Source organism: Paenibacillus sp. FSL H8-0537 (assembly GCF_038051995.1).
Lineage (GTDB): Bacteria > Bacillota > Bacilli > Paenibacillales > Paenibacillaceae > Pristimantibacillus.
In genome coordinates, this window is sequence record NZ_CP150290.1 from 4,789,479 (window position 1) to 4,803,475 (window position 13,997).

Sequence of the window (13,997 nt, forward strand, 5' to 3'; positions counted from 1 at the left end):
GTTAGCCTTTTACCGCGCCCGCCGTAACGCCGCCAATAATATAGCGCTGAGCGAATCCGTAGAAGATCATAATAGGAATCATGGACAGGATAATAGCTGCGAATGCCATATTCACCTGGGACGTATATTCGCCGAAAAACTGGAATTGCACAAGCGGCAGCGTGGAAACCGCCTTTTTCTGCACAAGCACCATAGAAACAACGAAATCATTCCACGCCCCAAGGGCGCTAAGTACAATGATTGTCATGTTAATTGGCTTCAGCAGCGGAAAAATAATACTAAAAAACGTTCGATACCGTGAAGCTCCGTCCAGCAACGCCGATTCTTCCAGTTCCCTTGGAACCGTCTTGATGAAGCCTACATAAAGGAAGCAAAAATAACCGATCTGCACGCCCGTTAACGAGATGACGAGCCCAGGCAGCGTATTCAGAATATGAAGGTCCGCCCATGTTTTGTACAGTGGAAACATCAGCACCTGAAACGGCAGCATAATGCTCGACATAAATAAATAATAGAAAAACGTATAAAAGCGAGTATTGTTTCGGGCAATGACGTAAGCTCCCATGGAGCAGACAAGAATCGTCAGAGCAACCGTCGCCGACGTTGTCACCACACTGTTGCGAAGCGCAAGGAAAAAGTTGGAGGCTTCAATAGCATCCGCATAATTGCTCCATGAAATGTGTTTGGGAAAGCTGAGCGGACTTTCGGCCGTCTCCATCGGCGTCTTAATGGAATAGACGATTGCGATATAGAAGGGGAACAAGAACAGCAGGCCAATAGCATAAAGGATAGCAATGCGAATTCGTTCCACCCATTTAAACGGCTTGGTAGCTCGCGATGTGTTCAATATTCCACCTCCCTTCTGCGGAAATAGCCGGTAACGAGAACGGTAATAAAGAGAATGAAGACGAAAAGCACAATGGCGGACATCTGCCCGTAGCCTGCCTTGAAATAAGGAAATTCATAATTGTAAACATACATAGCCATCGTTTGGGAAGACGTCCCTGGACCACCTTTTGTCGCGACCATTGAGTAATCAAATTGCCTTAAGCCTGTCCCCAGCCACAAAGGAATGCAATACGTAAAGGCAGGCATCAGCAATGGGATCGTAATGCTGCGAAACTGCTGTACGATGCCAGCGCCATCAATGCGGGCCGATTCATACATGTCTTTCGGAATGGTTTGCAGGCCCGCATAATAGATGACCATCGCAAGACCAACCTCTTTCCAGACAGCAATGATGACAATGCCCAGCATGACAGTTGAAGGATTGCCAAGCAGACCGCTATCGGTCTGGAAGAGAATCGGATAAATATCACTGTAGATATAGCGCCAAATGATGGAGGCCAACACAAGGCTGATGACCATCGGCATAAAAATGAACGTCTTTAACAGGTTGACCCCTTTGAATTTTGTATTGAGCGCCACGGCTAGCAAAAGACCCAATACGTTTACGAGCAACGTCGTGGAAAAAGCGAAAAACAGCGTATTTTTAATCGGCTCGATAGCATCGGTGTCACTGAACAGCAGCTTGAGGTTGCGCAAGCCAACATAGTCATAGGTTGGGCTGATGCCATCCCAATTGGTAAACGCAATGTTCAACCCGCGGAAAAAGGGGAAAATCACAACTAAAGAAAAAAACAAAAGAGCCGGAATCAGGAACGTAAAGGTTACGAGGTTGTTTTTGTATAGTCGCTTCATCCACTCACCGCCAAATATTTATTAAGAATGTACAGCTTTTCGGCGCCCCTATGCCATTCAAGCGCCGAAAAGCTCGAGCTGTTACTTCATTTTATTGATTTTTGCAAAGCCATCGTCCAGCTTCTTAATCGTCTCATCCACATTGCGCTCGGCAGGGTCGGTAACGAGGAAGAAGGTCATCACTTTTTGCCATGTATCGTCATATTGGCCGTACCAAAGCGGCTTCACCTGATTGTTGACAATTTTTCCGGATTGGAAAACGGCTTGGAACTCAGCCGAGATCGGATCTTGCTGTGCTGGTTTAATATCTTTGGATATGGTGCTGATGGTCTGTACGCCATCCGCCCAAATTTGCGCTCCCTCATCGGAAGCCATAAAATCAAAGAATTTTTTCGCCATCTCGACATTCGCCGACTTGGCCCCAATCATCCATGTGTCATCCGTGGAATACGTCATGTAGTTGTCTTCTGGATTATCAGTCGCCGGATACATGAATACTCCGAAATTACCGCTCGGATTGTAGCTGCGAATGCTGCCTATCGCAAAGCTGCCCATAATATCCATCGCTGCTTTACCTTGTGCAAAATATTGCAGCGAACGATCATAATCAATATCCTTGGCGTCGCTGTTCGCATAGGCGCTAAGCTGGTTTACGCGCTGCAGGAAGTCCTTGTAGCCAGGAACGTCCGAGAAGCTTTTTTCACCAGCTATAATTTTGCTCGCATAATCGGGGTTGTTCACGAGCAGTGTCCCCCACATGTCCGGCCACATAAAGCTCATGTAGGAAGCTCCGTCCTTCCATGAGGCTGCAAATGGCGTAATGCCTTTGGATTTCAGCGTCTCCGCGGCCTTCAGCAGCTCCGAATAGGTTTTCGGAACCTCAACGCCTGCCTCTTTAAATAAATCCTTGTTGTAAATGACGGCATTCGTCATTAAATCAATCGGCAAACCATATACCTTGCCTTCATACGTAACATTTGGAATATAGGCCGGATCAACCCTTTTAACAAAAGCTTCATTCGTTACGTCCAGAAAGGCTCCGGCCTTCGTCATGTCAACCATGCCTGCAGGGCGTCCAAATATAATGTCAGGCGTATCTCCTGAGCTGACTTTCAGTTTAATGTTATCGTTGTATTTATCTACTGGCATAACCGAGATATCGAAGCTTACGTTTGGATTCAGCTCAGTGAATTTGTCCGTCAGCTTCTTGAAGGTATCTACCTTCGGCTTCTCAACCATGTAGTGAACGACGCTCAGCGTAACTTTCTCGCCTGCGTCTGTTTTGGCAGGAGCGGACGCAGGCGAAGATGGAGCTGCACCTGTCTGGGAGGAACCCTCATTGCCATTGCTCGCACTTCCGCAACCAGATAACATCGTTACTGCCAAAAACAAGGTGCTTGCCATTGATAATGCTTTCGCTTTTCTCATTTTTTTGACCTCCGCTTTAGTTATGAATGGGTTTTCCGAATTGTAACCGCTTTCTATTTGGATTATAGAATAAAGAATTACGATTTTATATATCCAATTGGTTATAAAAATCACTTAATTATATTTTTCTTTTAAGTCCCTCTAATTTGATGATATATTATAATTATCTTTCCTTTTGAGGTGGCGCCAATGAGCAAAATGCCTTTATACAAACAAATACAAAGCTATTACAGAGAGCGGATTCTAACAGGCGAATTACGCTACAAGGACAGAGTGCCTTCCGAACAAGAAATTATGGAGGAATTCCGGGTAAGCAAGATTACGGTGAAAAATGCATTGATCTCTCTGGCGGAAGAAGGACTGATCACCCGTATTCAAGGGAAGGGCACATTCGTCGCTCAAGTGAACGATGAGGCTCTCAGCGTGAAATCGAGGCTGCAAAGCGGTTCGCCTGTTGAAGGCATGAATAACATTATTGGGTTTATCATTCCTACCCTGAAGACGAAGGTCATTCAAAAGCTGGTAGATTACGTAGAGCTTCATGCGAAGGAAGCGGGGTATCAGACGATTTTGCATATTACGAGGGAATCCTCTGTGGAAGAGTCAAAAGCGATTAACAAATTGACTGAGATCGGGGTAAAGGGCATTATCGTTTTCCCTACCGAGGACGAGAAATACAACGAATCCTTGCTGCGATTATCGCTCGATAAGTTTCCCTTTGTATTTATTGATCGTTACCTGCGAAACATTGATACTTATCAAATTATTTCAGATAATGCAGCCGGGTCCTACGAGACGATCAATTATTTATTAAGCAAAGGGCATCAAAATATTGCTTTAATCTCACCAGACAATACGAATACAGCGATTGAAGACCGCACGCTGGGTTTTGAGAAGGCGTATATCGATAAACGTATCTCCATCGACAAAACACTGTGGTGCCATGTTCCGCTCGATATTTTACGCACAGATCAGGCCGAGCCGTATGTGACGGCCTTCCTTAGCCTTCATCCCGAGGTGAGCGCCATCTATGCTTTGTCCGCTGAAGCCGCTCAAATTGCCTATCAATCGCTTGGGAAGCTTGACCGCAGGGAAACCGAAATCGTCTCCTTCGATAATCCCGACCTTCCGGGCATTTCCTATGTCAGCCAAAACGAAAATCTGCTCGCCCAAGCAGCTGTCTCCTTGCTGAAATCGCAAATAGAGGGAGAATATTTGCCGCAGCAAACCGTCATTGAAGTAGAGCTTATTTTATGTGAACAGCTGTCTTAAATTGAGAAAAATCCGTTTCAAACAGCGAAAAAAAGCCAAGAGGGATTCCCCCTTGGCTTTACCTGTGACGGCAAATCGTTACACTATTGCTTGGTTTTCAGACCTTCTAGTATGAGAATAATGGCTTACTCTCCCAAACCTTGCTCGGAATTCCCCGCTTCCATACATTTATTGTTCCATATACTAGTTTATAGCGATACTGTCGAGTTCGGCATACCCAGTGCTTCCTTTTGCCAATCTGATAATGTTATCGCCAGCCGTTAAATTAACATTCACGTTCACGGTGCCGAACTGTCCCCATCCTGCCGTAGCCGGATAGGTTACCGTTGACCCTGATCCGCCGTTAATAACTAAATTATGGGTAGAGTTTGCGCCTGTGCCGTTGGCATATCGAATCGCCATAGTATAAGTGCTAGCTGCAGGCACTTTGACATAGAAATCAACGTAACTGTCGCTATAGTCGATTTGACCGACGTATTTTCCACCCGATGCATTACCGGTCGTGATATTAGCGTGGCTTACAGCCGCATTTTCGGCTTCATATACGTTGGTTGCCTGACCGAACGGCGTAATATAGAGCCTGTAGCCGTCATTATTATATAGACCCGTAATCGGTACGGTAATCTGATTGTTTGCAATTGTATAATCTGCTTCAAACAAAGTGTTCGTCGTGTTGACGGCCGTACTCCGGTTGACAAACGGAGTCCATTCTGCCCGCACATGGACTTTGCTGCCATTCGTACCAAAGAACGACGGAAAGTTCTTGATGACCGCATTGACAGAACCGTCCGTTACTCCGCCGAATAACAAGCTTGCATATTGTCTCGTAGCGTCTACGTTTGCGAATCCGTCAAGAGCGACCACGTCATTCACGTTCGGAGGCGTAACGGAAACCATGCTGCCAGTCATGTCGCCATACCATTTATAAAACCACCAGCCGCCGTTTCGTTGCGTAGAACTCGATAGGAGACTTCCCAATCTTCCCGGTTTCGGAACGTCCCAATAGCTTTGCATGGCGGTGTCCACTTTCAGTCTTTCGAACTTCGCGATCAATGGGGCTACTGCGCCAGGCTTTCCTTCATCATTAATCCAAGCGGCACCGCTGTATTCATTAATCGAGATCGGTCTTGGCGCGATTCCAAGAGAAGTTTCGATGGCTCTATAATCATTATGATTGGCCGTGAAATTATCTCCGCCCAGCTGATGCCATGCATTGATATCCGGGACTGTATTCTGAGTCTTCTGGTAAGACATAAAGCCCAGCATAGCATTAGGGTTGTACCAAGAATACGAAGGTCCGATTGCTTTGGCATTCGGGTCAAGCTGCTTTAGCTTCGTATAGGTTTGACTGAAAAATTCATTGAACGTCAGGTTGCCGCTCGCATTCGATGAAGCATGCCCGCTATTGTGACTCGTAGAATGGTTAACCGTCGCGTTTTCCGCTTCGTATCTTGCGGGATTGCCGCCCGTGATATCGATATAATCGATCTCGGCATATCCCGTGGCTCCCTTCGTAAGCCTAATCGTGTTGTTGCCTGCGTTTAAATTGACGTTCGTCGTCAGCGAAGCCCCTCTGCCCGATCCGGTCCAGCCTCCGCTATTCGGATAGGTGATCGTCGTCGCGCTGCCGCCGTTGACGCTCATGCTATGCGTTGAAGAAGCGCCCGTCCCATTGGCGTACCGAATAGTCATGGCATAGGCTTTGGCCGTGGGCACATTGACGGTGAACTGTACATAGCTGTCGCTATAATTTATTCCGCCTACATATTGGCCTTTCCATGTCCCGTCCGGTTCATTCCATAATTCGTATCCGTAGATATTCGTAAGTCCGGCTGCTTGAACAGCATTTACAGTCGTGGTCAACTTATTGAACCAGTCTGTCAAATTCGAGTAGTTATACCATCCGGGATACCAATCCGCAAGACGAACGGTTACTTTACTGCCTGTAAGGGCTAATTTCTGCGCCACCGGGACCACAGCCCCCCATGGCTGTTGATAACCGACGACTGCTGGGTTGATATAAGCTTTTGCACGCAATGGAATGATCAGGCTATTATCCGGTTGATTTTCGATTACGCCATATAACGATCCCCCCGCTCCATGAGTTACCGGCCCGATATCGCTTGATAAATCTACCGTCAAACTGGTAGCAGCATAGGCCGGAACAACTGAAAATACGCTGCTAAGAAGAAATGCCGCGGAGCTTAAAATCAAGGCTTTTCTTGATTTTTTCAAATAAATAACCTCCTCTAAGTAATGTGTACAATTCACCTGCGATCTTAACGATGCAACAGCTTTTAGAAGACTTCCTTCAATGTTCTATTCGATAATCTCACCACCTCCTTGAAAGCGCTTTCTAATCTCCGCTTCATTGACTTGTCTTACCCAGACACTCATTTCACCCAGCCCGCGATTAGCCCAAGCATAATAAGGGATAAAGGTTACCCTTACCGGTTCAAGTCGCCAATCGGCCTCACTCCGATATAAGCTGCCATTCCAGTCTGAGGAAGTGTAGCGCACGGCTTCAGCAGTAATCGTTGGGATGCCCCCAAGCAGTCCGTCTTCGTATTGCAAATCAAGCCTTCCATTCTTCGGCAGTGCGAGCTGATGAAGGTTCGCTCCGTTATCGACCTCTTCCATGCAATACACGAATGGACCATGCTGCAGGGCAACTTTTCCAGCTGTTTGTCTAACCAATGGATGACCCTCCATACGTAGGATGGGCATCGATAGATCCCATTCGACGATATCTCCTTTCATCCAATGCTTAGACACATGCACGTAACCATTTATGATCTTATCCTCTATCTCCATCTGGACCCCGTTGATCCTCAATTGTGCATGGTCACACCAGTTAGGCAAACGAAGAGCAAGCGTAAAGGGGACAACGCCCTCGCTCTGAACTTCGAAGCGGACCGCGCCATCACGTGGAAAATGCGACTGCTGCTTCAATACGACATGGCCCTCATCTAGTTGACATTCTAGTTCCCCGCCAATGTAAAGGTTCGTAAATATGGTATTATTCCGAATCGTATAAATATAGTCCCCAAGAGAAGCGAGCAGTCTCGCCACGTTAGGAGGGCAGCAGGCACATCCGAACCAGCCTTGGCGTTCCGGCTTGACGTGATTATAGTTTTTGTTTTTTCCGCATGTATGAGGAACAACCTCAAGTGGATTTACATAAAAAAACTTGGTGCCATCCTGCGACATGCCGCTGATGACCGTATTATATAGTGCTCGTTCCATTACATCTGCGTATTCACCATTAGATTCTATTTGCAGCATTCGGTTAGCGAAGAAAATAAGACCGATGGAGGCACAGGTTTCAGCATATACCGTATCGTTCGGCAAATCATAGTCTAGCGAGAACGCTTCACCCTGCGCCATGGAACCAATACCGCCTGTAATGTACATCCTTCTGGTAACGATATTTGACCAAAGTCTACGGCATGCTTCAAGCAGACTTTGGTCACCTGTTTCAGCGGCAACATCTGCCATGCCAGTAGCCATATAAACGGCTCTTACCGCATGTCCTTCAGCTTTGTCCTGCTCGCGAATGGGAAGATGGGCTTGACTGTACTCCTTCTCCTCAATCATAAAGGAACTTTCCCAATGATGCGTTCTACCGCGTTTCACCCATTCCTCATCATAATAAAACGGCTGCCTGCCCCGTTCATTGAGAAAATAGACACTCATATTTAAGTATTTCTCATTGCCGGTTTCTCTATATAATTTAACTAATGCAAGCTCGATCTCCTGATGTCCATCGTACCCTTGCAGCTTGCCTGGCTCACTGCCAAAAACGGTATCAATATAATCTGCAAGCCTGCATACAACATCAAGCAGCTTGCGCTTACTGGTACCTTGATAATAAGCTACACCCGCTTCAATCATATGGCCAGCACAGTAGAGCTCGTGGCATTCGCAAAGATTGCTCCAACGCATTTCCGGTTCTTTGACGGTATAATAAGTATTTAAATACCCGTCCGGCTGCTGTGCAGCAGCGATAACATCTATAACGCCATCAGCAAGTATTTCGAGGTCAGGATCGGGCTTAGCAGCCAGCAAATAGCCTACGGCTTCAAGCCATTTGGCAACATCGCTATCTTGGAATACCATCCCATAGAACTCTCCCTGCTCATGTCCTGCCGCTATTCTAAAATTGCGCAAGGCATGGCTTGGCTCTGCTCCTTCAACCTGATCGTTAAGCGCCATCCACTGATAGGGAACGACAACATCACGAACCAAATCGATATATCTGGACCATAAAGGATCTTGTATACGCACATCTGTTAGTTTGATTGATTGAGCTGATTTTATTGACTTCATCGCATTTTGCTCCTTAGCTGCTTTATATTTTTGGACTACGTATCGTTAGCCTTTAATCCCTGTCATTGCGATCCCTTGAATAAAATACCTCTGGGCAAAAAGGAAGACGATTAGCGAGGGAAGAACCACAATCGAGACAGCTGCCATCATCAGATTCCACTGCGAAGAATAGGAGCCCTGAAATAAGGTCAGTCCCAGCATCAACGTATAATTTTTCTCCGATGACAAATACAGCATCGGTCCTAGGTAATCGTTCCAGTTAGTCAGAAACGTAAATAAACCAACGACAATTAGCGACTGGGAACTGAGCGGTAAAATGATTTTGGAATAAACGGTCCAATGATTGGCTCCGTCCATATAAGCTGCTTCATCCAGGTCTCTTGGTATCCCCATAAAAAATTGTCTAAGCAAGAAGATATTAAACAATCCTCCGCCAAAATAAGCCGGAATAATCAAGGGAAATAGCGTATCTGTCAAGTTGAGCATTCTCCATCCGATAAACTGAGGAAGCATAACTACTGCAAAAGGAAGCATGAGTGCTGTTAACATAACGCCGAATACTTTATCCCGGCCTGGCCAATTCACTCTTGAAAAGCCATATGCGCAAAGCGAGCTGGTTAAGAGTACTCCAACAATATTCGCAATCGTTACGATACCGCTATTCAGAAAAAACCTGCCAAATGGTTGCGCTTGCAGAGCATCGCTAAAATTATGGAACTCCAATGATTTAGGTATAAAAGTCGGTGTAATTTCGAAAATGCTGTCACTGCCCACCAACGCCGTTTTAATCATCCAATAAAAGGGGAAAAGCATGGCAATTGCTCCGCTAATCAGAAAAAAATAAACAAAAAACATGCTTGCTGCTTTTTTTACTTTCATGATGTTTTGCCATCTCCTTCGTAATGAACGAAAGACTTCGAGAATTTGAAGATAAGGAAAGTAAACAATAGCGTTACTAGGAAAAGGATAACAGCATTCGCACTTGCTGCCCCCATCTTCGAAAATCGAAACGCGTTCTGAAATAAGTACAACACATAAAGGAGACTTGCATTATCAGGCCCCCCCATGGTGGCAGCACCGCTGCCTGAGCTGCCGCTTGTCATAACCGCAGGTTGAACAAAGGTCTGGAATGCGTTGATAAAACCCATAACGGCATTAAAAAATATAATCGGAGAGCTCATTGGAATGGTAATATGAAGCAGCTTTCTCCATGCATTGCCCCCATCAATCTCAATAGCTTCATAAAGCTGTGCAGGGATGGCCTGCAGGCCTGCCAGGAAAATAACAATTGTACTGCCGCAATTCCATAAACCAAAGAGAACTAAAGTGGGAATAACCGTCTTATCTGAAGCCAACCAGGGCGAGGTCGGCAGTCCTACTTTATCTAATAAATAGTTTACGACCCCAAAGTCCGGCTGCAGCATCCACATCCAAACAATCCCAGCTGATGCGAGCGGAATCACGACAGGAAGATAAAAAACACCGCGAAAGAAGCCTCTAGCAATAATGTTCTGGTTCAGCAAGACCGCAATCGCAAATGAAAATACAATCATCAATGGAACACTGAAAAACACATAGTAGAAAGTAGCTTTGACTGCTGGATAAAAAAACATATCTTTCCCTGAGAACATATCGTTGAAATTCGTTAACCCGATAAACTTCATTGGCCCGCCAATTGTGTACTCGGTAAAGCTAAGCACAAAAGTGACGATTAAAGGGATAAGTATAAAAATGGCATAGCCAAGCAGCACGGGAGAAGTAAACAATAAGCCCGTGCGTAAATTTTTGAGCCGTTTAGAGGAGGACATCGTTTCCTGCTCAGCACCTTTCGTTTACTGCCGGGGCAGGAAGAGGCAACTGTTCACCCGCTTCCTCCCTGCAGCTATGTTGTGTTTAATTATTCTGCGTCGTAACGGCCTTGCACCTCTGGCTGAATTTTTTCTGCAAGTTCATTCAACACGACCTCCGCACTGTCCTTCCCTAACCAAACCGCATCAAGACTTGAAATGACATAAGAATTCAACTTCGCATAGTTTTTCAAATAATACGTCGAACCAGGGACCGAATGATTTAGGAATTGATTCATCATTGCTTCTTTAAAGCCCGGAGGGTGGGCAGCCGGGTTCGCATCTACCCATTTGGCAACGAGAGCCGGATCGGTATACCATTCCTTCATCGTCGGCATCCAAAGACCGCTCGAATACAGCTCGATAGCGCCTTCCGGATTCGACATCCATTTAAAGAGCATCCAAGCTTCTTCCGGGTGCTTGGAATCCTTAAACAATACCGTAGCGCCTGATAAACCGACCGTTAAGCTTGTTTTCATTTTAGGCAGCACGCCGATATCATAATTGACCTTTGCATTGCCCAGATCCAAATTCATCCATTGGCCGCCTATCGCCATAGCTGTAATTCCAGATTGCAGAGCAATGTTCATAGCTGGAAGCGATTTAGCAGCAAGCGGAGATGGAGCAACATGATAAACGTTAATTAGATCTGCCAGCCTCTGAATGGCTTCAACCGCCTCAGGCTTGTTTAACGTAAACTCTTTGCCGTCCTTGGAGAGCCAGTCTCCGCCATTGCTGTAGATAAAGTTGTTAATCGGTTCATTCCACGTTTCGAAAGTAACCCCGTATTGCTTAATGGCCTTCGGATTAAAGTCTGGATCAGCAGCATTTTTACCGTTTTTATCGATTGTTAGCTTTTTCGCGATTTCTACGAATTGATCCCACGTCCATGCCTCTTCAGCCTTTACAGGCGGTGTCGCGATACCTGCTTTCTCAAGAATGTCTTTGCGATAGAAAAGTCCAAATGCTTCACCTGCCGTACTTATCCCCCATGCGTTGTTAGCGCTTTGTTTGTACCAGATCGTGTCTAGGAAATCATCCCGTTTAATTTCTTTGTCTTTATCAAACATATTGAATAAATTCACGAACTTGTCCTGCTTCGCCCAGGTATCCCCCAAATCACCAGTCATATATCCTGTATCTGGCATGTCGTTGGATGCGGCCATTGCTGTCAATTTGGTGTTATAATCCGAATTGGGGATCTGAATCGTTTCCACCGTAATCCAAGGGTATTTCTCTGTAAACTTTTGCGTAGCCCCTTCAATGGCTTTTTTCTCATCCGGACTGCCCCAGTAAGTAAATTTCAGCTTTACTGGTTCCTTTTCCGCATTTACCGGATTGCTGCTATTTGCTTGATTCCCGTTCGAGGCTTGTGTTGCTGTATTCCCTCCGTTGTCGCTGCTGCAAGCGCTTAGAATCGAACTGAGAAGAATAATTGAGGTAAATAACCAAACTGTTTTATTTACTGCTTTTCTCATAGAATTGCCCCCCTGTTTGTGGATGGTTTGATGCCTCTTCATTGTATGGCAACGCTCGCTCGTAAAAATATAACAATTTTTATGTTATAGCACAATTTTTGCCTTAATCCTCAGGAAGGCGTATCGTTACCGTCGTCCCCTTCCCGAGAATGGTCTCGAAAGATACACCATATAACTCGCCGTACATTATTTTTATCCGCTTATTTACATTTTGAATGCCTACCGATGCGTCATTGTCGCTTAATATTCGTTCCATTATTTCGTTTGAAATCCCGCTCCCATTGTCCGTAACTTCAAATACGCGGCACCCTTTATCATCCATTCTCCCAGTGATGGTGAGGATTCCTCCGCTTCTTGTTCCATGAAAAGCGTGAACGAAAGCATTTTCGACAAATGGTTGGAGAAAAAACTTCGGAACCCCGTAAGTAAACAATAGCGGATCAATATCCGTATCTACATGAAAATGCCCTTCGAACCGCTTGGTCATGATTAAAATATAACTTTGCAGATACTCCCAGTCCCCTTTGAATGGAACGAGATCGCTCGTCGCTTTCACGGTATATTTGAGCATTTTGGACAGGCTTACAATCATTTCGCTTATTTCATCCTGTCCATTCTCGACTGAAATGAGATTAATAACATTTAACGTGTTATACATGAAGTGTGGATCAAGCTGTAAATTCAAAGCCATAATCTCTGCTTCTTTTTCCTTGATTTTGCTTTCGTAGTTCTCTTCGATTAGCTTTTGGATCTTTTCGTTCATATCCTTGAATCGCTTGCTTAATACGACCAGTTCCTTGCTTCCTTTCTCATCAACGGTTATTTCGAAATTGCCCTCTCCCGTTTGCTTAAAAGCCTTTAATAAGTTCAATAGAGGTTTCGTGATCCGTCCGGTAACAAAATAGGAGATGAAAATAAAAATTACAATTAACAAAATAAGCGAATAAATCAAATATGATTTTAATGTTTTCAAAATATCTCCCTGCAGCTGGTCTGAAGGAATGACTACTAGCGACATCCAGCCGGTGATACTTGAAGTATCGAAGCAAATGATCGTTTCCTGCCCGTCTATTTTCACCTTTGCTGTACCGCTTCCTTGGTCGATTATAGATTGCAGCCACGGGAAATGATCGTTTTTGCCAATTTTCGCTTTATCCTGGTGGGACACGTACTGACCATTTTTCGTAACCACGAAAAAATAACTGCCGTCTACAGAAAGGCTGCTCTGAAACACATTCCGAAAAAAGTCCTCCTTGTAATTAATAAGGAGGACTGGCTTCTCAATGTCTGGGGAAAAGGTCGCGTAGGTCGTGCCATCAAAATATGAACCGTTAATCATCTCAACGGCAGAGAACATATAACGAAACTCGATATTTGCATCCAGCATATAAGGAACATTGAACATCTCAGAAAAATTGTAGGTCGGTATCCATAAAATTTTACCTTCCTGCGCAACCGCTTCCCGATACATGCTCGTATTTTGAATGGCACCCTCCGGTATAAAGTTTTTGCCGCTTCCTCCGTTTGGCGCTGCCGTAGGGCGGAAAGTCGCATAACTAGTCGCTAGCTGCGCGGAATATACATCTTGCAGATGTGAGAAATATTTATCCATTGCGACAGAAATTTTCTTATCCAGCATGGAAATTTGATAATCATCCGTAGGTTGTATAGAGGAGAATGCGTTATATAAATCTTTGTCTACAAGGAATGAAATAATATTGTCCTTTGCTTGCAACAACTTCGTATCAATGATTTCATTATTCTTCTTCACCACATTGTACATATTTTTTTCCGCAATATCCGAAACGATCGTTCTGCTCACGTCATAGTAACGGAATCCAAAAATAAATAACGGTATCGTTATTAAAATGATAAACGCGATGATAAGCTGTGCCCGCAGGCCAATCTTCCGATTGATGTGAGAGAGCCGTTTCCATTTCAT

At 45.0% G+C, this 13,997-nt stretch carries 10 protein-coding genes; 1 reads left to right on the forward strand and 9 read right to left on the reverse strand.

Features of this window, described 5'->3' with window-relative positions; genetic code table 11:
• Window position 1: 1 nt before the first annotated feature.
• The 3 genes from MHB80_RS20145 to MHB80_RS20155 all read right to left on the reverse strand — a co-directional run bounded on the left by MHB80_RS20145 (window position 2) and on the right by MHB80_RS20155 (window position 3,129).
• Complete coding sequence (locus MHB80_RS20145) at window positions 2–847, reverse strand: carbohydrate ABC transporter permease (protein ID WP_341278645.1); 846 nt, start codon at window positions 845–847, stop codon at window positions 2–4.
• The gene (locus tag MHB80_RS20150; protein ID WP_341278646.1) at window positions 844–1,701 is read right to left on the reverse strand and encodes a sugar ABC transporter permease; all 858 of its coding nucleotides are present in this window, start codon (window positions 1,699–1,701) and stop codon (window positions 844–846) included. The genes MHB80_RS20145 and MHB80_RS20150 overlap by 4 nt, the downstream gene beginning before the upstream one ends.
• 81 nt (window positions 1,702–1,782) lie before the next feature.
• Window positions 1,783–3,129 carry an extracellular solute-binding protein gene (locus tag MHB80_RS20155; protein WP_341278647.1) on the reverse strand — a complete coding sequence of 449 codons (1,347 nt, stop codon included), beginning with the start codon at window positions 3,127–3,129 and terminating at the stop codon, window positions 1,783–1,785.
• 189 nt (window positions 3,130–3,318) lie between these two features.
• Here MHB80_RS20155 and MHB80_RS20160 point away from each other — a divergent pair, with 189 nt between their 5' ends.
• Window positions 3,319–4,401: a GntR family transcriptional regulator gene (locus MHB80_RS20160; protein ID WP_341278648.1), complete on the forward strand. Its 1,083-nt coding sequence runs from the start codon at window positions 3,319–3,321 to the stop codon at window positions 4,399–4,401.
• 183 nt (window positions 4,402–4,584) lie between these two features.
• Here MHB80_RS20160 and MHB80_RS20165 read toward each other — a convergent pair whose 3' ends face one another.
• The 6 genes from MHB80_RS20165 to MHB80_RS20190 all read right to left on the reverse strand — a co-directional run bounded on the left by MHB80_RS20165 (window position 4,585) and on the right by MHB80_RS20190 (window position 13,997).
• Window positions 4,585–6,636 carry a CBM35 domain-containing protein gene (locus MHB80_RS20165; protein ID WP_341278649.1) on the reverse strand — a complete coding sequence of 684 codons (2,052 nt, stop codon included), beginning with the start codon at window positions 6,634–6,636 and terminating at the stop codon, window positions 4,585–4,587.
• Window positions 6,637–6,720: 84 nt separating this feature from the next.
• On the reverse strand, window positions 6,721–8,730 hold the full coding sequence (locus MHB80_RS20170) for a beta-L-arabinofuranosidase domain-containing protein (RefSeq protein WP_341278650.1): 2,010 nt from the start codon (window positions 8,728–8,730) through the stop codon (window positions 6,721–6,723).
• A 45-nt stretch (window positions 8,731–8,775) separates the two neighbouring features.
• Window positions 8,776–9,609 carry a carbohydrate ABC transporter permease gene (locus MHB80_RS20175; protein ID WP_341278651.1) on the reverse strand — a complete coding sequence of 278 codons (834 nt, stop codon included), beginning with the start codon at window positions 9,607–9,609 and terminating at the stop codon, window positions 8,776–8,778.
• A complete protein-coding gene (locus MHB80_RS20180) occupies window positions 9,606–10,538 on the reverse strand; it encodes a sugar ABC transporter permease (RefSeq protein WP_341278652.1) in 933 nt (310 codons plus the stop codon). Before MHB80_RS20180 ends, MHB80_RS20175 begins: the two co-directional genes overlap by 4 nt.
• A gap of 89 nt (window positions 10,539–10,627) precedes the next feature.
• Entirely contained in the window at window positions 10,628–12,055 is a 1,428-nt protein-coding gene (locus MHB80_RS20185) for a sugar ABC transporter substrate-binding protein (protein WP_341278653.1), read from the reverse strand.
• Between the two features lie 103 nt (window positions 12,056–12,158).
• A complete protein-coding gene (locus MHB80_RS20190; protein WP_341278654.1) occupies window positions 12,159–13,997 on the reverse strand; it encodes a histidine kinase in 1,839 nt (612 codons plus the stop codon).